Raw genomic sequence first — 24,754 nt, 5'->3', positions numbered from 1 at the left:
AGTCGAGCCTTATTGATTTCTGAGATGGCCTTTGCCACGCATCGAAGTGAGTACAAAATTCAACGCCAGCGCCAAAGTAAGCAACACAATCCCCAGAGCTACCCCTTGCGCGAATGCGCCTTTATGGCTCTCCATCGCAATAGCGGTAGGGATGTTTCGTGTGATCCCCATGATATTGCCGCCCACCATAGTAGAACAACCCACCTCAGTCACAATCCGTGAGAAGGCCGCAATCGCCGCCGCCAGGAGAGGAAAGCGGGTTTCCCAAATCATGGTGGCGATGATACGCGGTATCGACGCGCCAAGGGTGACGGCGGTTTCCACTGCGCGGCGATCGCTCGATTGAAGTGCACCATGCATCATGGACACCATCACAGGAAAGCCGATCAGCATTTGCCCAACCACCATCGCTTTTTGGGTAAACAGCATTTGCCAATCGCCCAGTGGCCCCGCACGTGACAGCAGCATATAGAGGAGCAGACCGATGACCACCGTCGGGATCGCTTGTAGAGTATTGACGATCGCAAGCAGCAGCCATTTGCCCGTGAATTCAGTATAGGCAAGCAAAAATGACAGCAAAATCGCCGGTAACAATACAATCGAAATAGCGCTGAGAGAGACGGAAAAGGAGACCGCAACGATCTCCCACAGCTCTTGGTCAAAGTGAATAAGTAACGCTAGCGCTTCTAGCGTCGTTTGCCAAACGGTCATCGACGATCAGTTCTTCTCAGCATTGGCAACAAACAGTTGCTGGTTGTTGAGTTTGAACTCATTGATCAACGTTTGCCCTTGAGGGTTGACCAACCAGTCGCTGAACGCTTTTGCACCTTGGTAATTAACACTCGGGTAGCGTTTAGGGTTCACTAGAATCACCTGATAAGGGTTAAATAGCGCTTGGTCGCCCTGATAAACGATGCTCAACTCAAGCTTGTTATTGTAAGCCAGCCAAGTGCCACGGTCAGTGAGAGTGTAACCTTGCATTTCATTGGCCATATTCAGTGTCGGGCCCATACCTTGGCCTACTGAGCGATAGCCACCAAAGTTAGGTTCCATCTCGGTTTGTTGCCAAATGCCAAGCTCTTTTTTGTGTGTGCCTGAGTCATCGCCTCGAGAGACAAAGGTCACGCCTGATGTTGCAATCGCTTTGAATGCGTCCATCACGCTCTCTTGCTCACTGACTTTGGCCGGATCGCTGTCTGGGCCGACCAAGACAAAATCGTTGTACATTAACGCGCGAGGCAGCACGCCGTAGCCTTTGTTGACAAATGCTGCTTCGGCTTTGGGGGCGTGGGTCATCACCAAATCGACATCGCCGTTCTCGCCCATCTTCAGTGCTTTTCCAGTTCCTGCGGCAATCACGTCGACGCGATAGCCACTCTCTTGTTCAAACTTGGGCAAAAGGTAGTCGAGCAGTCCTGAGTGATAGGTACTGGTCGTGGTGGCTAAGCGTACATGTGAAGGTGAGTCACTTGATTGCGCGGAGTAACTGACGATGGCTAAAGACGCCGATAGGGCGACGAGTGAGGTTGATTTCATGCTAACTGTCCGTAATTGTTATTGTCTTTATCGTTGCTCTCAAAAAATGAGGCGTGTTCACTAAAATAGAACACGCTTAGTATGCAATTCAAATGCCATTGAATCATCTCATATATTTCAATAAGTTAGATTTGCATAACGTGAGGTGGGACAAATTGTCGCACATAAAATAGGGTGAAAAGACCATTTGTTGATACACTCAAGCGCAATGATACCCAACACAGACACTGCGGTTATGCCAAGTTCACTCGATATGCAAAAAGCCAATCAATACCATGCCTTTTCGGTTCTTGTCGTTGACGATGAAGAGGGCATGCAGGCGATATTAAAAAAAGCCTTGAGTAAATGGTTCACGCGCGTCGACTGCGCCGGAAGCATTGAAGAGGCAGAAGGACTGCGCAGCCAACACCATTTTGATCTGATCATTCTCGACATCAATTTGCCGGGAAGATCCGGAATTGAGTGGGAAGAAGCGTTTGATGACGATGATAAACGTGCCGATGTGATTTTTATGACTGGCTATGCGGATCTCGATACAGCAATCAGCGCGTTAAAACTCGGCGCGTCTGATTTTATTCTCAAACCGTTTAACTTAGAACAGATGCTCGCCGCGGTGCAGCGCTGTATGAATAAGCGTTTGGCAGAGCGTCATCAATACGCGCTGAAGCGCGATGTTGCACGGCACATCAAAACCGACATTGTCGGTGGCTCAGAAAAAACCAAGCAACTGAAACAATTGATCGCTCAGTTTGCGCCGTCTCGCGCTTCTGTACTTATTGAGGGTGAATCGGGTACGGGTAAGGAGTTGGTCGCAAGGGGGGTTCATGAAGCCAGTCAACGCAGTGGGCCGTTTGTGCCGGTGAACTGCGGTGCGATTGCACCTGAGTTATTAGAAAGTGAATTGTTCGGCCATACCTCGGGCGCGTTTACCGGTGCAAAGAAAAACCGAGAAGGTCTGTTTCGCGTGGCCAATGGCGGCACACTGTTTTTAGATGAAATTGGTGAGATGCCGCTCTCGATGCAATCGGCGCTGCTGCGGGTACTCGAGCAACGAACCATACGTCCGGTCGGTAGCGAGCGAGAGATCACGGTGGATGTGCGCGTTGTCGCCGCCACCAACCGCAACTTGCAAGAGGAGGTCGAAAAAGGGCAGTTTCGCGCGGATCTCTATTATCGCCTAAATGTACTGAAAATCGACGTCGCGCCACTTCGTCAGCGTAAGCTCGACCTGATTGAGTTGATCCCCTTTTTCACGCGCATGTTGGCGTCTGAGCTGGGTATGCCCGATCCTAAGTGGGCACATGAGGACATCGTTGCATTGAACGATTACGATTGGCCCGGCAATATTCGTGAGTTGAAAAACGTCATCGAGCGCTGCATTTTGCTCGGTAAGCCCCCAGCGCATTATTGGCGCGAGACCGACACTCTGCCTGTGCACAGCGCGATCAGTGTCAATGTATCGACCGGCAGTGAGCTGATTGACTTTGGTAGTGATAATCCGCCCACCGGTTACCCCAATAACTGGTCACTTAAAGAGGTAGAAAAAGCGCACATTTGCCAAGTGGTCGAATTGCATGACGGCAATAAATCCGCAGCGGCGCGCGATTTGGGTGTGGCGAGAAAAACCCTTGAACGCAAGTTTAAAGAGTGGGAAGACTCTGACCATGTCTAATCGCCTTAGTTATAAGTGGCGACGCCGTTTTCAGAGTATGGTGCGCTATCGGTTGATGTTTTTGACCTCCGCGCCTATCGCTCTGACGTTGATTGCCTTGATTGGCATTACCATCTACTGGTCGATTCAATACACTTGGCAGAGCGCGTTGGTGGATGTCTCCGAGCGACTTGGCGTGGCCAATAACAGCATCGAACTGATTCAAGAGAAGCAAGCCAATCACGTTAAAGCCTTTGCCGATTCTTACCAATTTCGTGTGCGTTTATCCAAGCGTCTCTCTCTGCATAAAAACAACGCCGATTTCATTTCATGGGTGGCGAGCAAAAAGCGCGATTACCAACTCGATTTTTTGCGATTTCACAGTGTCGATACGATTGAAGACAAGTTCCGTTTTCTCGATCTCACGCGCCGCGAATCCTTTTTTGACCTGTTGTCAAAGCAAGAGCTAGCGATGCTCGGCGGCGATCTGAAAAATCGCGCTCAAGTGCCCATTCTTGGCAGTGACGATATTGTGAGAGAGGGGCTGGTCAGTCGTACTGTGGTTCCGATTCATGATGATCAGGGCGATCTGATGGGATTTCTAGACGGCGGGTTACTGCTTAATAACAGTACTGTTCTGGTCGATCAAATTCGCGATCTTATTTATCCCACCAAACAAGATGCCTTAAGGCCGGTTGGCACCTTGACCCTGTTTCTTGATGATATCCGCGTCAGCACCAATGTACCGCTCGATAGTGAAGATCGCCTCGGCCGCGCCATCGGCACGCGCGTGTCCAATGAAGTGCGCCAAAGCGTGCTTGAGGACGGACAGGAGTGGGTCAATTTGGCCTTTGTCTATGACGCTTGGTACATCACCGCCTATCAGCCACTGCGCGATCAATACGATAACGTGATTGGTATGTTGTATACCGGTTACTTGCTGTGGCCATTTGTCATGACCTACATGACCAACATTGCTGAGGTGTCGATCATTACCGTGCTGCTTTTGATCGGTTCTGGGGTGATGGTCTATCGTGGCTCGCGCGACTTGTTCAAACCTATCGAGCACATTCACCGTGTCGTCAAATGGATTCAACTGGGTAAGGAGACCCGCATTGGCGATTTAGGGCTTGACGAAAACCACGAGCTGGCGCAACTGGCTAAGCAATTTGACAATATGTTGGACTTGCTTGAGAAACAAAAACGCCAGCTCGAGATGGCGGCGAGCGAGTTAGAAGGTCAGGTGCGTCAACGCACGGCCAGTTTAGAAGAGAAGACGCAACAACTTGAGCTGCATATCCAATTACTCAACCAAACCCGCGATAAGCTGGTGGTCAGGGAGAAGCTGGCGGCACTCGGGGAGTTAACCGCAGGCATCGCGCACGAGATCAACAACCCAACCGCGGTGATCCTTGGCAATATTGAGTTGATTCAATTTGAACTCGGTCAGGAAGCCTATCGAGTCAACGATGAAATAGTGGCGATTCACGGCCAGATTGATCGGATCCGAAATATCACCCGCAGTCTGTTGCAATACAGTCGTCAGGGCGGCGTGCAAGATGAAATCACCTGGCAGCATGTTAATCCCATCATTGAAGAGAGCATTACCCTAGTCAAGACGGGCAGTAAAAAGCGCCAAGTGACCTTTGAGACCGAGCTTTGTGCACACACGCCGGTTGAAGTGAATCGACATCATCTGCTGCAAATCTTGGTGAACCTACAGATGAACGGCATTCATGCGATGCAAGGGGAAGGGACGCTGATCATTCGCAGTCACGATTGGCAAGAAGAGGGGCAGATCCTTGGCGTGGTGATTAAAGTCGAGGATCACGGCTGCGGCATCAAGCCAGAAAACCTAACGCGTATTTTCTCGCCTTTCTACACCACCAAACGCGAAGGCACTGGCCTTGGGCTGTCGGTCTCGCAAAGTTTACTTAGCCAAACGGGCGGCGAGATCACAGTGGCATCAACACTAGGAAAAGGCAGCTGCTTTAGTCTTCAACTGCCATGCAAAGCAGATAACGGTATCAAGGTCGCCACCCTATAAAACATCACACGAAAGGAAAAGCGGTAAAAGGCTTGCAGTTGCCGCCTTGAGCAAGTAGTGTGGCGCCGTTTTTAACGGTTTCAAAAAATAAGGTAACGATTGTGATATCCACCAACAACATCACGCAGCAATTTGGTGCTAAGCCGCTGTTTGAAAATATCTCGATAAAGTTTGGCGAAGGTAACCGCTATGGCTTGATTGGCGCGAATGGATGTGGCAAATCAACCTTTATGAAAATTCTCAGTGGTGAGCTAGAGCCAACCGGTGGTAACGTCAGCTACGACCCGAACGAGCGCGTTGCTAAACTGAACCAGGACCAATTCGCCTACGAAGAGTTCACTGTGATTGATACCGTGATCATGGGTTACAAAGAGCTTTGGACGGTGAAAAAAGAGCGCGATCGTATCTACGCTTTGCCAGAAATGACCGAAGAAGAAGGCATGCTGGTGGCAGACCTGGAAGTTCAATTTGCTGAAATGGACGGTTACATGGCCGATGCCAAAGCGGGTGAATTGCTACTCGCAGTGGGCATTCCTGAAGAGCAACATTACGGTTTGATGAGCGAAATAGCCCCAGGCTGGAAACTGCGTGTGCTGTTGGCTCAGGTACTGTTTGCTGACCCGCACATCATGTTGCTTGACGAACCAACCAACAACTTGGACATCGACACCATTCGTTGGTTGGAAGAGACGCTCAACCAGCGTAACTGCACCATGATCATCATCTCGCACGACCGTCACTTCCTCAACTCTGTCTGTACGCACATGGCGGATCTCGATTACGGTGAATTGCGTGTCTACCCGGGCAACTACGATGAATACATGATGGCCGCTATGCAGGCGCGTGAACGTCTACTGGCCGACAACGCGAAGAAGAAAGCGCAAATTGCCGAGCTGCAAACCTTCGTCGCGCGCTTCTCTGCCAACGCTTCAAAAGCTAAGCAGGCCACCTCTCGCGCGAAGCAAATTGATAAGATTCAATTGCAAGAAGTCAAGGCATCAAGCCGTCAAAACCCGTTCATCCGTTTTGAGCAATCAAAAGAGCTGTTCCGAAATGCGCTGGAAGTGGAAAACCTTAGCCAAGGTTTTGAATCCATGCTATTTGAAAACTTCAATGCGATTTTTGAAGTGGGCGAACGCGTCGCGATTATCGGTGAAAACGGTGTGGGTAAAACCACTTTGCTCAACACGCTTGCTGGCGTCCTTGAGCCGAAATCGGGGGCTTATAAGTGGTCTGAAAACTCAAATCTTGGTTACTACGCCCAAGATCATGCGCATGACTTTGAAGAAGACATGAACTTGATGGAGTGGATGGGTCAATGGCGACAAGAGGGTGACGACGAGCAAGTGATTCGCAGCTTCTTAGGCCGTATGTTGTTTTCACAAGATGACATCAAAAAGTCCGTCAAAGTGCTTTCTGGTGGTGAACAAGGCCGCATGTTGTTGGGTAAATTGATGATGCATAAACCCAACATGTTGTTGATGGATGAGCCTACCAACCACATGGACATGGAATCGATCGAATCACTCAACAATGCGCTAGAGCAATACAAGGGCACCTTGTTCTTCGTCTCGCACGACCGCGTCTTTGTTGACTCTTTGGCGACACGAATCATCGAACTCAAAGACGGTAAGATCACTGACTTCAAAGGCACTTACGCTGAGTTCTTGAAAGCCAAAGGCATCGATGGCTAATGGACGATCCCTAGGATGACATCATCAATGCCATCCTAGATGAATGATAACGGCCGCTTCAGGTACTCTTTCGATAGAAAGCATCCTGAGGCGGCCGTTTTTGTAGGTCGCGTTGATTGATGTTGCTTAGAAGATTTAGAGTCTTAACGCGTCCCGCTACTCGTTTCCCCTTTGACATCAAACACCATTTTTTGCGCGCCGGTAAAGACCTGAAAACGCAGCCCTTTGGCGCGCGCAATGGTGGTGATGCCAAACTGCTCAGCAAGCTCTAACCCCATTTGCGTGACACCAGAGCGCGAGAGCAGAACAGGAATGCCCATTTGCGCGACTTTAATCACCATCTCAGACGTCAAGCGACCCGTGGTATAGAAGATTTTATCCTCGCCGGACTCTTGATTGATCCACATCTCACCCGCCAAGGTGTCTACCGCATTGTGCCTGCCTACATCTTCGACAAAAGAGAGCACTTGATCGCCATGACAAATCGCGCAGCCATGCACCGCGCCGGCTTTTTTGTAGGTATCATTGTAATGGGTGAGCGCTTCTAGGGCTTGGTAGATGGCGCTTTGCTTGATCGAGATTTGCGGGACTTGATACCCCTCCAGTTGCTTCATGACATTGCCATACATGGTGCCTTGACCGCAGCCCGACGTGACCGTCTTTTTCTTTAGCGCACCTTCAACGTGTTCAATATCCTCTTTGGTTACCACCGCGGCGGTGTGCGTTTCCCAATCGATGATGACTGACTCAATCGCGTCCGGGTCAGTGAGGAAACTCTGGTTTTTCAAATAACCCAATACTAACGATTCGGGTCTTGAACCGAGTGTCATCAGCGTGACCACTTCTTTCCAATTGAGCATCACAGTCAACGGACGCTCACAGGCGATCTGCTTAACGAGTTTCTCTCCGTACTCGTCATAAACGTCGACTTCAATCGTTTGCTCAGGGTTGGGTTGGGTTTTAATGATGTTGGGTTTCACGTCGACACGGCCTTTCGCATGGGTTTGTATTGTTGTTGAGACAAACATATAGCAATTTGCGTTCCTAAACTCTAGTGAGATCAATATTTAGAATACTCAACCTCATTAAGCACGATCGATGTGCACTCTGTTGTCTATGTTATTAGAGCGACTGAGGCATCGTGTCTCTTTGCGCACACATCAACGCTAGGTACGATATTTGCAGAGCGTTATTTTACTGTTCGTTCTTTAAGACTCGTCTTTTAAGAAATCAATAGTGGGTCTTGTCAGGCGAATAGATAATACGAGCGCCATTCATTTTCTCGAATGGGCTGATAACAATGATACGCTGGTGAACCATGTCAAACTCAATACATCGAATTAAAACCGAGGATAGCTGGCCCATCGCGAGCCGATTGGTGTCGCATGAAATTTCAACTGGGATTTGGTCAACCACCCAATGGCAACTCAAGGAGTTTGAGCTCAACCCCACCTCCGGTGAGCCATTTGTTAGCACGCTGCGCTTATTTAAAGATGAGCGCACGGACTATCGATTCAACTTAAGCGCTCAGCAACCCAAGCTATTCTTAATATTGGATGTTATGGAAAGCGATGAAACGCCAAAAATCGTGATGATCACTGCTTCGCAAAGTGTTGCGGGGCAATACATGGATGGCGATTACCTAGTGCTTTCCAACGCCATGCCACTGCCCGTCCAAGCGTGGATGGAAGCGTTTATCGGCCGACACGGCGAGCTACTCGAAGTGAGACGTAAGAAACGCAAAGGAGCAGGGCGCGCCAGTGGCAAGTAATTTTTTACAGCGTTGGTCCCAGCGCAAACTCGAGGACGTGAGAGAGGAGGCTCAACCTGTCTTACCGTCCGATTCAGAGGCGCAAGATTCGGACGATAGCGGAGCACAGCCGTCGACCAGTGGTGTTGAGGCGAAGCAAGATACGTCAGCGCCGGGTAGTTCGTCACATCATTCTCTCGATGAGTCCTCTGGCGACATCGCCGCACTATTGTCATCAGATGCAGAGCAGAGCATAAAAAAGCTCGCGCTAAGACAACTGTTTCAATCCGGCGCCTTTAGTGAAGTCGATAATCTCAATGATTACGATCATAACTTTAAGGCGGTCAAGAGCTTATCCAGCGATGTGGTGAGTCAATTGCGTGACTGGATGGGTGAACAAGATAAGGCATCCACCAGCGACCCGATAGAAGAACCGTCGCAAGCAGACACGTCATGCTCTGATCTTGACACGCATTCGGATGAAAAGCTCCCAGAGATCGCAGATCCCGTTAATGTGAGTGGGACAAAAGATCCCACATTGTAATAAGGGACATTTTGACCAAGAGATAAAGAAAAGGTGAGACAAATTGTCTCACCTTTTTTATGGTCTTTAGCTGATCAGCACTAACTGTTTATAAAATAGAGCTAATTTACTGATTAATTTGAAATTATTTTTTGGTATGGCATTTGCTTTGCTCTGTTCCATCAAAATAAAACGATAATAAAACACTGGAACGCAGCAATGCATGATCACACACACGTGAGCAGTCACCCGGCGCAAGGTGGGGGAGGTCAACACCTGCCTAGCGAACTTGGCTTAAGGCAACTGCTCGAACAAAGTCAGTCAATCAATGGCCTAGCACGCGCCGCCGCCATTCAAAGCACGGTTGAGCTTGCCAACCTCATCCCACCCACCGTCAGTTATGAAAGCCAAGGCGATACGCTGATCATTGGCCCAACCGCCATTATCGAGAGCGCTGCCGAGCAGTTAACCATGATGGGCAGCGTTACTTTGCTTTCTACCGACGGAGAAGCAGGCACACATCAATCCCTTTACTTTACTCGTAGCGTGCGAGTAAGTGGGTTTCTCGGCGCATTTGAGGTGATGATCGAGAGTCAAGGCGGCGAAAGCAATCTCGCTGCTGCAACACTGGGCCGCAGTCAATTCGATATTGTGCTTGATCTCTGCTTAAGCAGTTGCATGAGTGAAGAAGTGCCGGTGCCGGGTTATTACCCTGTAGGCCGAGGTTACCCCAAACTGACTCAAGCGCTTGAAGAGATCCCGACCTTAAAAGGCACCTTTGATAAGCCTAAATATTTTCGTCTCGATACCGACTTGTGCGCGCACAGCTCACGAGGTGTCAAAGGGTGTGAGCGCTGTGTCGATGCCTGTCCGGCAGGCGCACTTTCCAGCCAAGGGAGTGAGAAAACGGGGCATAAGATAGAGATTAATCCGTTTCTCTGCCAAGGGGTTGGCACCTGTGCAACCAGCTGCCCGACGGAAGCGATTCATTACGCGCTACCTAACCCGACACAAACGCAGACGTTTGTTGAGCGTCTATTGGCCAACTACCGCAAGCACAACGGCCAAGCGCCCGTCCTTCTATTTTGCAGTGAACGCCATGAAAGTTACAACGTCATAGCGCTTAAGCAGTTACCTGACAATGTTATTCCTGTCGAGTTGGAAGAGATCGCCAGCGTCGGTATCGATACGTGGTTTGCAGCATTGAGCAATGGCGCTTGCCAAGTGTTGTTTGCCGTCAGTCAGCACATGCCACAAACCATATTGCGCGTACTCAATAGTGAGATTGACACTGCTCAACGCTTTCTTGCGCAACTAGGGATTGAGACCTCGCGTATTGAGCTACTCTATATCGAGTCACTGCGCAGCACGATACCTCAGTTGATCACCGAGCCGTTAAGCATCTCTTTGGGTGAGATCAGTGGCAACAAACGTCAGCGTCTGTTTAGCTGTTTAGATGCCCTCGCGCAGCACTACCCGCCAAGCCAGGTTATCGCCGATGTTCCTGCTCATGTGCCTTATGGTCAAGTGAAGTGTGACAGCACTAAGTGTACCTCTTGCATGAGCTGCGTGGCGGTGTGTCCGACGCGCGCCTTACATACCGACGGTCAATCGCCCTCTTTGCAGTTTGTCGAGCAAGATTGCGTGCAGTGCGGCTTGTGTGAAAAAGCGTGTCCAGAGAGCGCGATTGAGTTAGAAGCGCGCATGAACTGGAATCAGCAAGAGCGAGAGAGCGCCAGAATCATTCACCAAGAACCGGCTGCCAAGTGTTTACGCTGTGAAAAGCCGTTTGCTCCTCAATCTATGATAGACATGCTGCAATCCAAGTTACAGGGTCACTCACATTTCACCGATCAAGCAGCAATCAATCGTATTGCCATGTGTGAAGATTGTCGTGTCGTCGATATGTTTGAGTCGATGGCGAACGACCCGATGCAACAGCTCAACTATTAGGATTTCAAATGGAAACGACAATGGACCCTCATCCATCCCCGCGCGCAGAAGTGTATCTGTTGATTGCGACCTTGCTGCGCCAGTGCCCCAATGAGCCGATGTTGAACTTTTTGCGAGAGTTAGAGACCGAGTCTGCGAACAATGACATGGTCAAGGCGTGGCAATCACTCAACAGCGCAGCAAAGCACGTCGAGCCAAGCCAACTTGAAGATGAGTTCTTTGAGCTGTTTATCGGTATTGGCCGAGGCGAAGTGGTGCCGTTTGCCTCCTGGCACCTGACGGGCTCTTTGATGGAGAAACCGTTGGCAGAGCTGCGTCAGACGCTAGCCAGACTCGGATTCGAACGCGACAGCCATGTTAAAGAGCCCGAGGATCACCTCGCAGCATTGTGTGAAGTCATGGCGATGCTGGTTCCTCAAGATGAAGTGACTCAGCAACAGTTTTTTAACGACCACATTGCGCCTTGGTTTTATCTGTTTACCGAGCAACTGAATGAAGCAAAGCACGCCCAGTTCTATCGAAGTGTTGCTCAATTGATAAGCGCTTTTCTCACTGTCGAGCAGGTGTGTTTTACGCGCTCGCCAGATCATCACACCAGTACACGAATTGAAGTTAAAGATGCCACCGAGTATGGACCGAGTTCTCTATAGAGATTTGGTCTGAACTCAGGAATAAGAGAGGGCACGACAACAGAGTGACTCTCTCAATACCAATAAGGTAAGGAAGCAAAATGAAAAACAAAAGTGAAGTGGATAATGGACGCCGCGACCTGCTCAAAGGCGTGGCCAGTGCCGCCGTTGTTGGTGCGGCTGTCGCCGGAACCAGTCAAGCCGTAGAGGCAAAAGAGAGCAGCGTTACAGCCACCGAGCCAACCAAAGCTGGCTATCGTGAAACGCAGCATGTGCGCGATTACTACGACACGCTATAGGAGTGAAGACGATGAAACTAACCAAACGCTCCGATACGGTCAGCCAGCAAAATAATCCGCTGGGTATTTCGCGTCGCGCCTTTATGAAAAATAGCTCGCTCGCCGCAGGAGGTGCAGTGGCGGGTGCGTGTCTCTTCACCCCGGGAATGATGAAAAAAGCCGAAGCGAAAGCGGTTGATCCTGAGGCGAAAACCGAAGTAAAACGCACGATTTGTTCGCACTGCTCTGTGGGTTGCGGTATTTACGCCGAAGTGCAAAACGGCGTATGGACAGGGCAAGAGCCTGCGTTCGATCACCCGTTTAACGCAGGCGGTCACTGCGCAAAAGGGGCAGCGCTTCGAGAGCACGGTCATGGTGAGTGCCGCTTAAAGTACCCAATGAAGCTTGAATATGGCAAATGGAAGAAGTTGTCATGGGAGCAAGCGATCAACGAAATTGGTGATCAGTGCTTGTCTATTAGAGAGCAGTCGGGCCCAGATTCGGTCTATTTCCTTGGCAGCGCCAAGCACAATAACGAACAAGCTTACATGTTCCGTAAAATGGCGTCGTTGTGGGGAACCAACAACGTCGACCACCAAGCGCGTATTTGTCACTCAACGACGGTCGCCGGTGTAGCCAATACTTGGGGCTACGGCGCGATGACCAACTCGTTCAATGATATGCACAACTGTAAGTCGATGTTGTTTATTGGCTCTAACCCAGCAGAAGCGCATCCTGTGGCGATGCAGCACATCCTGATCGCCAAAGAGAAGAACAACTGTAAGATTGTCGTCGCTGACCCGCGTAGAACGCGCACCGCAGCGAAGTCGGATCACTACGTTTCTCTACGACCGGGCTCGGACGTTGCTTTTATTTGGGGCATCTTATGGCACGTGTTCGCTAATCAGTGGGAAGATAAAGAGTTCATTCGTCAACGCGTGTTTGGTATGGACGAAATCCGTCAGGAAGTCGCCAAATGGACGCCAGCCGAAGTAGAACGTGTAACAGGCGTCAGTGAAGCGGATGTTTATCAGACAGCGAAACTGCTCTCAGAAAATCGACCTGGCTGCGTGGTTTGGTGTATGGGCGGGACTCAACACACCACAGGTAACAACAACACACGTGCTTACTGCGTATTAGAGCTGGCACTGGGTAATATGGGTAAGTCGGGCGGCGGCGCTAACATTTTCCGCGGGCACGATAACGTGCAAGGTGCGACGGACCTTGGCGTTTTGTCGCACACTCTTCCCGGGTATTACGGTCTCGCTGATGGAGCATGGCAACATTGGGCGCGCGTATGGGATCTGGATTTTGACTGGGTGAAGAATCGCTTCGATCAAAACGAGTATCGCGGTCAGAAACCGATGAATAACATGGGTATCCCAGTATCACGCTGGATTGATGGTGTACTGGAAAACAAAGAGAACATCGAGCAAAACGACAACATTCGCGCCATGTTCTACTGGGGACACGCGGTCAACTCTCAGACCCGTGGTGTAGAGATGCGTCAGGCGATGAAAAAGCTCGACATGATGGTGATTGTCGATCCATACCCAACCGTCGCAGCCGTGATGAACGATCGCACCGATGGCGTCTATCTGCTGCCTGCCACAACGCAATTTGAGACCTATGGTAGCGTTACTGCGTCAAACCGCTCAATTCAGTGGCGCGATAAAGTGGTTGAGCCCTTGTTTGAATCCAAACCGGATCATGAAATCATCTATTTATTGAGTCAGAAACTGGGTATTGCCGATCAACTGTTTAAACACATTCGGGTCGAAAACAATCAGCCTGTGATTGAAGACATCACGCGTGAATTCAACAAAGGGATGTGGACCATTGGCTACACAGGACAAAGCCCTGAGCGATTGAAGGCGCACCAACAAAACTGGCACACCTTCCACAAAACCACATTGGAAGCAGAAGGCGGCCCGATCCACGGTGAAACCTACGGACTGCCTTGGCCATGTTGGGGAACGCCAGAGATGAAGCACCCTGGCACACACATCCTATACGATACCTCCAAGCCAGTGGCACAAGGTGGCGGTAACTTCCGCGCCCGTTACGGGGTTGAATTTGAGGGCAAAAACCTATTGGCAGAAGACAGCTATTCGAAAGGCTCTGAGATCCAAGATGGTTACCCTGAGTTCAGTGACAAGTTGCTGAAATCGCTCGGCTGGTGGGACGATCTCACGGAAGCTGAGAAAGCCGCCGCAGAGGGCAAAAACTGGAAAACCGATCTCTCTGGCGGCATTCAACGTGTGACCATCGCCCACGGATGTATTCCATTTGGTAATGCGAAAGCACGAGCGATTGTCTGGACCTTCCCAGATCGCGTGCCGCTGCACCGCGAGCCACTTTACACACCTCGTCGTGATCTTGTTGCCGATTACCCAACTTGGCATGACAGTGAATCGATTTACCGATTGCCGACGCTCTACAAATCCATTCAAGACCAAGATAAATCCGGTGAGTACCCGATTATTTTGACCTCCGGTCGCTTGGTCGAGTACGAAGGTGGCGGTGATGAAACGCGCTCAAACCCTTGGTTGGCAGAGCTGCAACAAGAGATGTTTGTTGAGGTGAACCCGAAAGATGCCAACGATCTCGGCTTTAAAGATGGCGATATGGTTTGGGTTGAAGGGGCTGAGAAAGGGCGAATCAATGTTAAAGCCATGGTAACGCGCCGAGTTCGCCCGGGTATGGCGTTCATTCCTTTCCACTTTGGCGGCAAATTCCAAGGCGAAGATCTGCGCAGTCGTTACCCTGAAGGCTCTGATCCTTATGTGATTGGTGAGTCTGCCAACATTGCCACGACATACGGTTATGACCCTGTGACGCAAATGCAGGAAACCAAAGTCACCCTCTGTAACATTCGCAAAGCGTAAGGAGTTACCCCATGGCTAGAATGAAATTCCTATGTGACACCAAACGCTGCATCGAATGTAACGGCTGTGTCACGGCATGTAAAAACGAAAACGATGACGCATTAGAGTGGGGCATACAGCGCCGCCGCGTTGTGACCCTCAATGATGGTGAACCGGGTGAAAACTCGATTTCGGTGGCGTGCATGCACTGTACCGATGCACCATGTATGGCAGTGTGTCCCGCCGATTGTTTTGAACACACTGAAGATGGCATCGTGCTGCACAACAAAGATCTCTGCATTGGTTGCGGCTACTGTTTGTTTGCTTGCCCATTTGGTGCACCGCAGTTTCCAAAACAGGAAGCGTTTGGTGAACGTGGCAAAATGGACAAATGCACCTTCTGTGCAGGCGGACCGGAAACAGAGCCAGGCTCGCCAGAAGAGCGTCAAAAGTACGGGGCTAACCGCATTGCGGAAGGTAAGTTGCCGATGTGTGCGTCATTGTGTTCAACCAAAGCACTGCTGGCGGGCGATGCAGAGAAAGTATCTGACATTTTCCGCCAACGTGTGGTTGAACGGGGGGCAAAAGGGGCTGGTTGGACCGATGGTCATGATCTCGCCTTTGATGCCACTAAGAGCTGAGCACGGAGAGTAGAATGAGTTCTATTTTTAAACGTGTTTGGGTCACCATGCTGTCAGTAATGGCGGCATGGTGGGCCGTATCTCTGCCCGTGCACGCGGAGCAAGAGACAAACGTGGCACAAAGTGAGATGACCCAACTAGCCGGCGCCGATTATTGGCGCCAAGTGCGCGAAGGCGAGGCGGGGTATACAACCTCGCAGTTTCCTGAGCATGGCGTTCTGATCAGTGCCCCAGGGCAAACCTGGTACATCCTCAAAGAAAAGTGGATGTCGCCCGCAGGCGCAGTGGCGATATTTGGCAGTATTGCGATGGTGACCTTGGTCTACTTAGTGATGGGGCCAATTAAGTTGAGTGCACCGCGTACAGGCAGAAAGATCAAACGCTGGTCGCGCCTAGACCGCGCACTGCACTGGAGTATGGCTTTTACCTTTCTGACATTGGCGTTTAGTGGCTTGATGTTGGTTTACGGCAAGCATTTTCTTAAGCCGTATATTCCGAGTGAGCTATGGGGCTGGGTGATCATCACTGCGAAGCAGTATCACAACTACATTGGCCCTATTTTTTATCTCTTGCTGCTGTGCATCCTCGTTAAGTGGTGGCGAAAGTCGGTGTTTAAAAAGGTGGATCTGGTTTGGTTCTTCAAACTGGGTGGCATGGTGGGCAAACACAAAGGTAGCCATCCGTCCGCAGAGTTTTCAAATGCGGGGGAGAAGGCGCTGTTTTGGCTCTTGATCGTGGTGGGCACCGTGGTTGCGTTTAGCGGGTTGGTACTGGATTTCCCAATATTCGGTCAAACTCGCCGCGATATGGAGCTTTCTAATCTCGTGCACGGCTTAGCGGCGCTGATTTTGATTTGTGGTTTTGTCTTCCACATCTATATCGGTCTGTTTGGTATGGAGGGCGCACTAGAGGGCATGGTCACGGGTGAAGTCGACGAAACTTGGGCGAAAGAGCACCATGATTTGTGGTACGAGGAAGTCATGGCAAAAACGCCCGAGGGCAACAAAGGAGATAAGCATGAACCAAACGCATAAAGGAATTTGGGTCGCCTATATCCTGAGTTGCTTCACTCCCTTTACCTGTTTGATTTCAGGGGTGATCGCCATTGTGTACGCGGGTTATCGACTCGATAAAGGTGAAGATGGACAGGTGGTGGATTCACACTACTATGGATTGATCAGAACCTTTTTCCTTAATTTGACCTATTTTGTGGTCTTGATCATCACCGTCGCGACATCCAATGGCTTGCTTAAAGGGGTGAACGACTACTGGTATAAAAGCCAGTGGATAGATTCGATGGCTCATGCGATTCCATACATCGGTTTTGCTTTAGGCTTAGTGGCCATTGCAGTCTGGTTTGTGCGTATGGCACAGGGCATGCGATTGCTTCGCCAGAATCAACCGTTTCACTTCTCCAAAGGGCCCAACCTCTAACGGTAACGTGGCATTCACATATATTGATAGCGCTCCAATATGGGGCGCTTTATTGATTTGGTGGGTGCATTAAATTGGTGCGTTATCACCAAGTTGGTGCCATTGGTTTAAATCTCTCTCACTTTTAGTCGCTCTCCCTTCAAGCTTGAGAATTATTATCCACATAAAATCAATGCCTTATTTTTACTCTGACATATTGCTCAATACTGGCACAGATATTGTTTACTGGCTTTCCTGATTCATTTTTCACTAATTTGGTGAATGGAAAATAACCGACGCACATAAAAAGTGCGCTACATGGAGACAGACAATAATGAGCCTAGATGTAAGTCAGGTACACGGAGCCGTTCAAACCCTGACACAGAGTTCAGATACCCTTTTTTTGCTGCTTGGTGCAATCATGGTGTTTTTGATGCACGCGGGCTTTGCTTTTCTCGAAGTAGGGACGGTGCGCCACAAAAACCAAGTCAATGCACTGGTCAAGATCCTCGCTGATTTCGGCATTTCAGCCCTCGCTTACTTTTTCTTTGGTTACTGGCTTGCCTATGGGGTGAACTTCTTTGCCGATGCGCAAACCCTATCGCAAGGCAATGGCTATGAACTGGTGAAGTTCTTCTTCCTTCTCACCTTTGCGGCGGCGATACCAGCGATTGTCTCAGGCGGCATTGCTGAGCGTGCACGATTCTATCCGGTACTGATTGCGACGTTCTTTACCGTCGGTCTGGTCTACCCAATTTTTGAAGGTATGATTTGGAACGGCAACTACGGCGTTCAAGCTTGGTTTGAAAATCAATTTGGTTATGGCTTCCATGACTTTGCAGGCTCTGTCGTTGTGCATGGCGTGGGCGGTTGGATAGCCTTGGTTGCCGTGCTGTTTCTAGGTATGCGTAATGGCCGTATTCGTGCAGGTAAGCACACCAACTTCGCGCCTTCAAATATCCCATTTTTGGCACTTGGTGCATGGATTCTATGTGTCGGCTGGTTTGGTTTTAACGTGATGTCTGCACAAACGCTGGAAGGCATCAGCGGCCTAGTGGCGATGAATTCACTGATGGCGATGGTCGGGGGTATTGTGGCGGCCTTAATTGCGGGTAAAAATGACCCAGGCTTTATTCACAATGGACCACTCGCAGGTTTGGTTGCTGTGTGTGCCGGTTCCGATCTGATGCATCCGATTGGCGCGCTTGTCACTGGTGCGGTGGCTGGCGCGTTGTTCGTTTACCTCTTTACCTATCTACAAAACAAAACCAAGATCGATGATGTGCTCGGCGTATGGCCTCTGCACGGCGTTTGTGGCGCGTGGGGTGGTGTTGCGGCTGGAATCTTTGGCCAAACGGCACTCGGTGGCTTAGGCGGCGTGAGCTTGACGGTTCAAGTGCTTGGCACCATCGCTGGTATCGTGATTGCGGTCGTAGGCGCAATGCTTGTCTACGGCATCATCAATAGTGTGACCGGATTACGCTTGTCCGAGGAAGATGAGTTTAATGGCGCCGATTTGGCGATTCACAAGATCTCTTCGACCAACGAAGACTGATCAAAGCGCAGTATCCAACGAACTCGGGGCGTGATTAGGCGCCCCGTTTTTGATCATCCATCACAGAAACCACACCTCGTTTAAAACGCTTCGACTATGGTCTAATCCTTATTCCTATTGTTGTTATTGATGAAGTGCTAAGCTAACAGCAAAGGAAGAAAACCAATAAAGGAAGACCTATGAAGTTTCCGTACCGCAACGTCGTTATTTTGACTGGCGCAGGTATCTCCGCTGAATCTGGTATTAAGACCTTTCGCGCTCAAGATGGCCTTTGGGAAAACCACCGTATTGAAGATGTCGCAACGCCAGAAGGATTCGCGCGCAACCCAGACTTAGTGCAAGAGTTTTACAATCAACGTCGTCTCAAACTCCAAGATGATTCGATTAAACCTAACGCCGCCCATCTCGCATTAGGTAGGCTAGAGCAAGAGTTGGAAGGCAGTGTCACCATCATTACGCAAAATATCGATAACTTACATGAGCGCGGTGGCAGTACCAATGTCATTCATATGCATGGCGAGCTACTGAAAGCGCGTTGCAGCGTCTCCAATCAAGTAGTCGATGAACAGGGGCCGATTCACACCGGTGATTTATGTCACTGTTGTCAAATCCCGTCACAGATGCGCCCCCACGTTGTGTGGTTTGGCGAAATGCCGCTGCGCATGGGCGACATCTATGAAGCGTTGGAAAAGTCGGATCTGTTTATATCCATCGGCACTTCCGGTGTGGTGTATCCCGCCGCAGGATTTGTTCATGATGCAAGAATGCACGGTGCCCATTCGATTGAAATCAATCTTGAGCCCAGCGCTATCGAGAGTGAGTTTGAAGAAAAACGCTACGGTAAAGCAAGTATTGAGGTGCCGAAACTTGTGGATGAAATTTTGTCGCTACAGACACCATCACGCAAACATGCATAACTGGCGCGACAGGAGCTCAAACGACTCACTTTCAACGATTAAAGTGAGCAGTTAAATACAACAACGGCCACATTGCGTGGCCGTTTTACTTTGATACTCTTATCGACAATGGATTATCGATATGAGTGAGTCATTCGTGGACTAGTTGTTCACTTTGAGTTTTTGGAAGTACTCATCGTAAAGCACGCTGGCTTCACCCACCTCATCTTGCCATGTGCCGCTTTCCATCACCTCTTGTGGTGGGAAGATGCTTGGATCGTTGGCAAAATCTTCGGGCAGCAAGTCGTGCGCGGTGGCGACGGGGGTCGGGTAGCCGATTTCAACGGCAATTTTCGCTGCGTTCTCAGGACGCAGTAGGAAATCGATCATCTTGTGCGCGGCTTCGATGTTTTTCGCTTCTGCTGGAATAGCTAAGCTGTCCATCCAAAAAATGGCGCCTTTTTCTGGCCAAATGATGTCGATGGATGCGCCCTCTTGACGAGCCATGTAGGCAGACCCATTCCAGAGCATACCCAGCGAGACTTCACCGGCAAGGTAGGGGTTAGCAGGGAAGTCAGAGTTAAATACCAACACATTAGGCATCAGTTTTTTCAGCTCTTGATACGCCGCTTCAATTTCGTCAGGGTTGGTGGTGTTGGGTGAGTAACCGAGTTTGGTTAAGGCGATGTGGAATACCTCACGCGAATCGTCCATCAGCATGAGTTGGCCTTCCCACTTGGTATCCCAAAAGTCGTCCCACTTGGTGACAGTTGAGCGGTCTAGCATATCAGAGTTGATGCCAATCCCCGTCGCGCCCCAAATGTAGGGAATCGAGTAATTGTTGCTTGGGTCAAAAGGTTTGTTCAAGAAATTACTGTCGAGATCGGCAAAGTGCGACAACTGTGTTTTATCGATTTGTTGAAGCATGCCTTCCTTACGCATCTTCGACACAAAATAGGTAGACGGTACTACCAGGTCATAACCTGAGCCTTGAGTCTTTAACTTGGCGTACATGCTTTCGTTAGACTCGTAGGTTGAGTAGATCACTTTGATCCCAGTTTCTTTTGTAAAGTCTTCAAGAACTTCAGACGGAATGTATTCCGACCAGTTGTAGAAATAGAGTTCTTGATCAGCAGCCATAGCAGGGGAAGCGATAAGTGTCGCTGCGCACAAGGCGCTTGCATAGAATTTACTTTTCATTGTATTTCCGTTTTTTGGTGCGCCATCAAGATCCATCGTTCCTGACGTATCTTATTGATAGTGCAGTGAGTAATAATATTTATCGACAAGATAAACCATACGCGAAAAGTATATCAGCCAAACAAAAAAATAGGCAGCATCCGCTACCTATTTTGTTCTTTTTCGTCTGTTAAACGGTTATTGACCCGCTTTCAACTTCATAAAGTAGTCTTCGTACTTAACCGTCATGTCACCAACCGCATCTTGCCATTCTACTCGGTCAAGATCCTCTTGCGATGGGAAGAGCGGCGCCACATCTTTAAACTTGGCATTAGACTCTGCTACAGCGGTCAAATAACCGGTATCACGCGAGATTTGTTCAGCGATTTCAGGGCGTAGTAAGAAATCGATCATCTTATGCGCGGCTTCTACGTTTTTCGCTCCGGAAGAGATAGCAAAGTTATCGACCCAACCAATGCCTCCTTCTTTTGGAAAGACCAGTTTAAGGTTGAGACCTTCGTTTTGCACGGCGGCAGCACTGCCATTCCACAACATGCCGACACCCACTTCGCCCGATAAGTAAGGCGCTGCTGGGTTGTCTGAGTTAAAGACTAAGACGTTTGGCATGAGCTTTTGCAGTTCAGCGTACGCTTGGTCGATTTGCTCTGGGTCAGTGGTATTGCCTGAGTAACCCAGTTTACGTAAAGCGATATGGAACACCTCACGCGTGTCATCCATCAACATGACTTGACCTTGCAAATCCGGGTTCCATAGGTCTGCCCAGCTGGTAAAGTCGTTGGTATCGTACATGTCTTCATTTACGGCCAGACCTGTGATCGCTACTACATGTGGAATCGAGTATTCGTTGTTTAGATCATAAGGTTTGTTGAGGTAGTTTTTGTCCAAGTTGGCAAAGTTTGACAGCTTGCTCTTATCAATTTTCTGCAACATACCTTCGTCACGCATTTTAGCGACGAAGTAGGTAGAAGGGACGACTAAATCGTAGCCTTGGTTGTGCGTTTTTAGCTTGGCATAGAGTGTTTCATTCGACTCATACGTCGAGTAAATCACTTTAATGCCGGTTTCACTGGTGAACTGCTCAAGCAAACTGCTGTTAATGTACGGCCCCCAGTTCATAAACACTAATTCTTTGTCTTCTGCACGCGTTTGCGCTGAAAAGAGAGAGAACATGCATGCACTTGCCGTAATTAAAGTTGCCCATTTTTTCATTGACGTTAGCTCCAAACCAAACGTACAGGCCAGCAACACTGGCCATTATCGATAAAAAACAGGACGGTGAGTGCCGTCCCGTACAAAGTCATGGGTATCAGTCCTTCTCGCGAGCAATCAATTGCGAGAGGATAACCAGTGTCAACGACACCACCAACATGACGGTTGCAATAGCATTCACCTCTGGTGAAATGCCCACCTTCACCATTGAATAGATCTTCAATGGTAGAATTTCATAAGTCGGCCCTGTGACAAAGGAACTGATGATCACATCGTCCAGTGATAGCGTGAAGCTCAGCAGCCAACCGGCAGCGACCGCTGGCTTCGCCAAGGGTAAGATGATTTTGCTTAAAATCGTCCACTCACTCGCGCCCAGATCTTTTGCTGCCTCAAGCATTTTTACATCAAACCCGTTTAAGCGGCTGTATACCGTCACAACCACAAAAGGCAGACAGAAGGTAATGTGGGCGATCAACAAAGTGAAAAAGCCCAGTTGGGCGCCTAGCACCAAGAATAGGGCAAGCAGCGAAATCGCCATCACGATATCCGGTGACATCATGACAACAAACAGCATGCCATTCACCGCGTTTTTGCCTTTGAAGTTATAGCGAAATAGCGCCACCGCAGTTAGGCTACCAATCACGGTGGCGGCAGTAGCGGAAAACACCGCCACGTTGATCGAGTGCCACGCAGCTTGCATTAGGCTGTCATTGTTGACCAAGGTTTCGTACCACTTGGTGGTAAAACCATCCCACTTCATGCCGAATTTATTGGCATTGAATGAGTTAACGATCAGCACGATGATAGGCAGGTACAAAAAGCCGTACACAACGCTCATAAAGCTAAATCTAACTGTTTTTCCCATCAGCTTAGCTCCACTTTCTTATTCAAGAGTTTTCCTGCCCGATAGTAGGCGTACAACATTACCGCCATCGCAATGGTCAATGCGATACTGGTTGCCGCGCCGAATGGCCAATCACGTGCATTGAGCACTTGGCTTTTGATCACGTTACCAATGAGCAAGTTCTTCGCACCACCGAGCAAATCGGAGATATAGAACATGCCGAGTGCAGGCAGCAGAACTAATAAGCAACCACCAATAATGCCCGGCATGGTCAATGGTAAGGTGACACGCGTGAAGATTTGCAGTTTGTTGGCACCGAGATCTTTCGCCGCCTCAATGTAGGTATCGTCTAATTTTTCAATCGCCGAATACAACGGCAGAATCATAAACGGCAGCAAGATGTAGACAAGGCCAATCATCACGGCGCTCTCGGTGTACATAATGCGTAGTGGCTTATCGATAAGTTCTAGTGCCATCAATGATTTGTTTAAAATACCCTGAGTACCTAAGACAATTTTTAGCCCATAAGTACGAATCAGCGAGTTGGTCCAAAAAGGAACGATGACCAAAAACAGCATGATAGGGCGCCACTTGGCCGGCATCTTTCCCACGATGTAGGCAAAAGGGTAGCCAATCACCAAGCAGATCAAGGTGGCGACGATCGCCATATAAAACGAATGCCACAGTACTTTGGCGTACAATGGGTCGAATAAGCGCGCGTAGTTGTCTAAAGTAAAGGTCAGATCGATGAGATTCGCTTCGTCACGCGTAAGGAAACTCGTACCAATGATCATCAGGTTGGGTAACAGCACAAATAGTGTTAACCAGCCGACAATCAGTGTGATGATCGCATTTTGAAGATTAAACTTCGACGCTTTCATTGAGCACCACCTCCCAGCTCTCCACCCAAGTGATGGCAACTTTTTGACCGAGAGAGTGATCAACATCCGGGTCATCTTCATTGAAGAATTCACTCACCATGACGCGCATACCTGATTCAAGTTCTATCACGGAGTCGAGCGTCATCCCTTTATAGGTACGCTCAGTGACATGACCAACGATGCCACGCTGCTCGGACTCTTTGATCTCTTCGATACGTAAGTCTTCAGGGCGTAGCATCACTTGTAGCTTGTCGCCGGCTTGAGCTTCACCTTCGAAGTAAACAACGCTATCGACGCCTTCAATTTCGGCGCGCACGCGTTTGTCGTCCAAACGCTCGATCATGGTGGCATGAAAGACGTTAATTTCACCGATAAAACGCGCAACGAATAGGTTCTTCGGCTCTTCGTAAATCTCACGTGGGGAGCCATCTTGCTCGATGACGCCATCGCGCATCACGATAATGCGGTCCGACATCGATAGCGCTTCCTCTTGGTCGTGGGTGACGAAGATGAAGGTGATGCCCAGTTTGCGCTGAAGCTGCTTAAGCTCAATTTGCATCTGCTTGCGCAGTTTGTAGTCCAACGCTGACAACGATTCGTCTAACAGCAATACCTTGGGTTTGTTGACCACCGCGCGTGCAATGGCTATGCGCTGCTGCTGGCCTCCGGAAAGCTGGTGAGGCTTGCGTTGCGCCATCTCTTCAAGGCGCACCATGCGCAGCGCTTCAAGGACTCGGGGTTCAATATCTTGGCTCGGCACTTTTTGCATACGCAAACCAAACGCGACGTTCTCAAACACCGTCATGTGCGGGAAGAGGGCATAACTCTGGAAAACAGTATTGACGTGTCGCTGCTCAGCAGGAACATGAGTCACAGTTTGACCATCAAGAATGATGTCACCGTTATCTGCAGACTCGAAGCCCGCAATCATACGTAATACGGTTGTTTTACCACAGCCTGAAGGGCCTAAAATGGTCAAAAACTCACCGTGATTTACATCGAGATTTAGGTGACCGATGATTTCTTTACCATCGAAGCTTTTATTGATGCCGGCTAAGCGTATAACCGGTTGTTCTGCTGTATTTTTGCTGTTCAACGTCTGTATTTCTCCTACTTAAACAGAACCATAGCGTTGTACCTAGCCATCACTATGGGTATTGATTCATTTCCCTAATGAGAAAGCGCAT

22 protein-coding genes are annotated in these 24,754 nt (G+C 49.4%); 14 read left to right on the top strand and 8 right to left on the bottom strand.

The window, feature by feature from the left end; translation table 11 throughout:
• Positions 1-9 precede the first annotated feature (9 nt).
• Positions 10-711 (bottom strand): ABC transporter permease, encoded by a 702-nt coding sequence (locus AC6R0S_RS14710; protein ID WP_487901941.1) that lies wholly within the window; start codon positions 709-711, stop codon positions 10-12.
• 6 nt (positions 712-717) lie between these two features.
• On the bottom strand, positions 718-1,536 hold the full coding sequence (locus AC6R0S_RS14705; protein WP_500638227.1) for an ABC transporter substrate-binding protein: 819 nt from the start codon (positions 1,534-1,536) through the stop codon (positions 718-720).
• A 235-nt stretch (positions 1,537-1,771) separates the two neighbouring features.
• Between AC6R0S_RS14705 and AC6R0S_RS14700 the strand changes: the two genes are divergently transcribed.
• From AC6R0S_RS14700 to AC6R0S_RS14690, 3 genes are all read left to right on the top strand, one after another.
• Positions 1,772-3,208 (top strand): sigma-54-dependent transcriptional regulator, encoded by a 1,437-nt coding sequence (locus tag AC6R0S_RS14700; protein WP_334555331.1) that lies wholly within the window; start codon positions 1,772-1,774, stop codon positions 3,206-3,208.
• A complete protein-coding gene (locus tag AC6R0S_RS14695; RefSeq protein WP_500638226.1) occupies positions 3,201-5,234 on the top strand; it encodes a sensor histidine kinase in 2,034 nt (677 codons plus the stop codon). The genes AC6R0S_RS14700 and AC6R0S_RS14695 overlap by 8 nt, the downstream gene beginning before the upstream one ends.
• A 101-nt stretch (positions 5,235-5,335) precedes the next feature.
• Positions 5,336-6,928 (top strand): ABC-F family ATPase, encoded by a 1,593-nt coding sequence (locus AC6R0S_RS14690; RefSeq protein ID WP_500638225.1) that lies wholly within the window; start codon positions 5,336-5,338, stop codon positions 6,926-6,928.
• A gap of 143 nt (positions 6,929-7,071) precedes the next feature.
• Here the strand turns inward: AC6R0S_RS14690 and fdhD are convergent, their stop codons facing one another.
• Entirely contained in the window at positions 7,072-7,956 is an 885-nt protein-coding gene (fdhD, locus tag AC6R0S_RS14685; RefSeq protein ID WP_500638224.1) for a formate dehydrogenase accessory sulfurtransferase FdhD, read from the bottom strand.
• Positions 7,957-8,246: 290 nt separating this feature from the next.
• Here fdhD and AC6R0S_RS14680 point away from each other — a divergent pair, with 290 nt between their 5' ends.
• The 11 genes from AC6R0S_RS14680 to cobB all read left to right on the top strand — a co-directional run bounded on the left by AC6R0S_RS14680 (position 8,247) and on the right by cobB (position 19,454).
• The gene (locus AC6R0S_RS14680; protein WP_500631090.1) at positions 8,247-8,699 is read left to right on the top strand and encodes a DUF3305 domain-containing protein; all 453 of its coding nucleotides are present in this window, start codon (positions 8,247-8,249) and stop codon (positions 8,697-8,699) included.
• A complete protein-coding gene (locus tag AC6R0S_RS14675) occupies positions 8,689-9,222 on the top strand; it encodes a DUF3306 domain-containing protein (RefSeq protein WP_500638223.1) in 534 nt (177 codons plus the stop codon). Before AC6R0S_RS14680 ends, AC6R0S_RS14675 begins: the two co-directional genes overlap by 11 nt.
• A 198-nt stretch (positions 9,223-9,420) precedes the next feature.
• A complete protein-coding gene (locus AC6R0S_RS14670) occupies positions 9,421-11,154 on the top strand; it encodes a 4Fe-4S binding protein (protein ID WP_500638222.1) in 1,734 nt (577 codons plus the stop codon).
• A gap of 8 nt (positions 11,155-11,162) precedes the next feature.
• On the top strand, positions 11,163-11,804 hold the full coding sequence (locus tag AC6R0S_RS14665; RefSeq protein WP_500638221.1) for a TorD/DmsD family molecular chaperone: 642 nt from the start codon (positions 11,163-11,165) through the stop codon (positions 11,802-11,804).
• 80 nt (positions 11,805-11,884) lie between these two features.
• Positions 11,885-12,082 carry a twin-arginine translocation signal domain-containing protein gene (locus tag AC6R0S_RS14660; RefSeq protein ID WP_500638220.1) on the top strand — a complete coding sequence of 66 codons (198 nt, stop codon included), beginning with the start codon at positions 11,885-11,887 and terminating at the stop codon, positions 12,080-12,082.
• An 11-nt stretch (positions 12,083-12,093) separates the two neighbouring features.
• Positions 12,094-14,949: a formate dehydrogenase subunit alpha gene (locus tag AC6R0S_RS14655; protein WP_500638219.1), complete on the top strand. Its 2,856-nt coding sequence runs from the start codon at positions 12,094-12,096 to the stop codon at positions 14,947-14,949.
• A gap of 11 nt (positions 14,950-14,960) precedes the next feature.
• Positions 14,961-15,569 carry a formate dehydrogenase FDH3 subunit beta gene (fdh3B, locus tag AC6R0S_RS14650; protein WP_334555341.1) on the top strand — a complete coding sequence of 203 codons (609 nt, stop codon included), beginning with the start codon at positions 14,961-14,963 and terminating at the stop codon, positions 15,567-15,569.
• 14 nt (positions 15,570-15,583) lie between these two features.
• Entirely contained in the window at positions 15,584-16,603 is a 1,020-nt protein-coding gene (locus AC6R0S_RS14645) for a formate dehydrogenase subunit gamma (RefSeq protein ID WP_500633372.1), read from the top strand.
• Positions 16,587-17,003 (top strand): hypothetical protein, encoded by a 417-nt coding sequence (locus AC6R0S_RS14640; RefSeq protein WP_500629824.1) that lies wholly within the window; start codon positions 16,587-16,589, stop codon positions 17,001-17,003. The genes AC6R0S_RS14645 and AC6R0S_RS14640 overlap by 17 nt, the downstream gene beginning before the upstream one ends.
• A gap of 313 nt (positions 17,004-17,316) precedes the next feature.
• Entirely contained in the window at positions 17,317-18,537 is a 1,221-nt protein-coding gene (locus AC6R0S_RS14635; RefSeq protein ID WP_500638218.1) for an ammonium transporter, read from the top strand.
• 179 nt (positions 18,538-18,716) lie between these two features.
• A complete protein-coding gene (cobB, locus tag AC6R0S_RS14630; protein ID WP_500633374.1) occupies positions 18,717-19,454 on the top strand; it encodes a Sir2 family NAD+-dependent deacetylase in 738 nt (245 codons plus the stop codon).
• Positions 19,455-19,595: 141 nt separating this feature from the next.
• Here the strand turns inward: cobB and AC6R0S_RS14625 are convergent, their stop codons facing one another.
• From AC6R0S_RS14625 to potA, 5 genes are all read right to left on the bottom strand, one after another.
• Positions 19,596-20,633, bottom strand: a complete 1,038-nt coding sequence (locus AC6R0S_RS14625) for an extracellular solute-binding protein (protein ID WP_500627724.1) — start codon at positions 20,631-20,633, stop codon at positions 19,596-19,598.
• 177 nt (positions 20,634-20,810) lie between these two features.
• Complete coding sequence (locus tag AC6R0S_RS14620) at positions 20,811-21,842, bottom strand: extracellular solute-binding protein (RefSeq protein ID WP_500638217.1); 1,032 nt, start codon at positions 21,840-21,842, stop codon at positions 20,811-20,813.
• A gap of 97 nt (positions 21,843-21,939) precedes the next feature.
• The gene (gene potC, locus AC6R0S_RS14615) at positions 21,940-22,707 is read right to left on the bottom strand and encodes a spermidine/putrescine ABC transporter permease PotC (RefSeq protein WP_500638216.1); all 768 of its coding nucleotides are present in this window, start codon (positions 22,705-22,707) and stop codon (positions 21,940-21,942) included.
• Positions 22,707-23,567: a spermidine/putrescine ABC transporter permease PotB gene (gene potB / locus AC6R0S_RS14610; protein WP_500638215.1), complete on the bottom strand. Its 861-nt coding sequence runs from the start codon at positions 23,565-23,567 to the stop codon at positions 22,707-22,709. The genes potC and potB overlap by 1 nt, the downstream gene beginning before the upstream one ends.
• Complete coding sequence (potA, locus tag AC6R0S_RS14605) at positions 23,548-24,672, bottom strand: spermidine/putrescine ABC transporter ATP-binding protein PotA (RefSeq protein ID WP_500638296.1); 1,125 nt, start codon at positions 24,670-24,672, stop codon at positions 23,548-23,550. Before potA ends, potB begins: the two co-directional genes overlap by 20 nt.
• Positions 24,673-24,754 lie beyond the last annotated feature (82 nt).

The organism is Vibrio sp. R15-SG3-ISO1B, assembly GCF_059833835.1.
This window is presented reverse-complemented; position numbering and strand designations above follow the sequence as displayed.

What these genes read in the sequence shown, in the direction of transcription:
- AC6R0S_RS14710 (WP_487901941.1), bottom strand. Translation starts at nt 711, where the DNA reads ATGACCGTTTGGCAAACGACGCTAGAAGCGCTAGCGTTACTTATTCAC.
- AC6R0S_RS14705 (WP_500638227.1), bottom strand. Translation starts at nt 1,536, where the DNA reads ATGAAATCAACCTCACTCGTCGCCCTATCGGCGTCTTTAGCCATCGTC.
- AC6R0S_RS14700 (WP_334555331.1), top strand. Translation starts at nt 1,772, where the DNA reads ATGCCAAGTTCACTCGATATGCAAAAAGCCAATCAATACCATGCCTTT.
- AC6R0S_RS14695 (WP_500638226.1), top strand. Translation starts at nt 3,201, where the DNA reads ATGTCTAATCGCCTTAGTTATAAGTGGCGACGCCGTTTTCAGAGTATG.
- fdhD (WP_500638224.1), bottom strand. Translation starts at nt 7,956, where the DNA reads ATGTTTGTCTCAACAACAATACAAACCCATGCGAAAGGCCGTGTCGAC.
- AC6R0S_RS14680 (WP_500631090.1), top strand. Translation starts at nt 8,247, where the DNA reads ATGTCAAACTCAATACATCGAATTAAAACCGAGGATAGCTGGCCCATC.
- AC6R0S_RS14670 (WP_500638222.1), top strand. Translation starts at nt 9,421, where the DNA reads ATGCATGATCACACACACGTGAGCAGTCACCCGGCGCAAGGTGGGGGA.
- AC6R0S_RS14665 (WP_500638221.1), top strand. Translation starts at nt 11,163, where the DNA reads ATGGAAACGACAATGGACCCTCATCCATCCCCGCGCGCAGAAGTGTAT.
- AC6R0S_RS14660 (WP_500638220.1), top strand. Translation starts at nt 11,885, where the DNA reads ATGAAAAACAAAAGTGAAGTGGATAATGGACGCCGCGACCTGCTCAAA.
- AC6R0S_RS14655 (WP_500638219.1), top strand. Translation starts at nt 12,094, where the DNA reads ATGAAACTAACCAAACGCTCCGATACGGTCAGCCAGCAAAATAATCCG.
- fdh3B (WP_334555341.1), top strand. Translation starts at nt 14,961, where the DNA reads ATGGCTAGAATGAAATTCCTATGTGACACCAAACGCTGCATCGAATGT.
- AC6R0S_RS14645 (WP_500633372.1), top strand. Translation starts at nt 15,584, where the DNA reads ATGAGTTCTATTTTTAAACGTGTTTGGGTCACCATGCTGTCAGTAATG.
- AC6R0S_RS14640 (WP_500629824.1), top strand. Translation starts at nt 16,587, where the DNA reads ATGAACCAAACGCATAAAGGAATTTGGGTCGCCTATATCCTGAGTTGC.
- AC6R0S_RS14635 (WP_500638218.1), top strand. Translation starts at nt 17,317, where the DNA reads ATGAGCCTAGATGTAAGTCAGGTACACGGAGCCGTTCAAACCCTGACA.
- cobB (WP_500633374.1), top strand. Translation starts at nt 18,717, where the DNA reads ATGAAGTTTCCGTACCGCAACGTCGTTATTTTGACTGGCGCAGGTATC.
- AC6R0S_RS14625 (WP_500627724.1), bottom strand. Translation starts at nt 20,633, where the DNA reads ATGAAAAGTAAATTCTATGCAAGCGCCTTGTGCGCAGCGACACTTATC.
- AC6R0S_RS14620 (WP_500638217.1), bottom strand. Translation starts at nt 21,842, where the DNA reads ATGAAAAAATGGGCAACTTTAATTACGGCAAGTGCATGCATGTTCTCT.
- potC (WP_500638216.1), bottom strand. Translation starts at nt 22,707, where the DNA reads ATGGGAAAAACAGTTAGATTTAGCTTTATGAGCGTTGTGTACGGCTTT.
- potB (WP_500638215.1), bottom strand. Translation starts at nt 23,567, where the DNA reads ATGAAAGCGTCGAAGTTTAATCTTCAAAATGCGATCATCACACTGATT.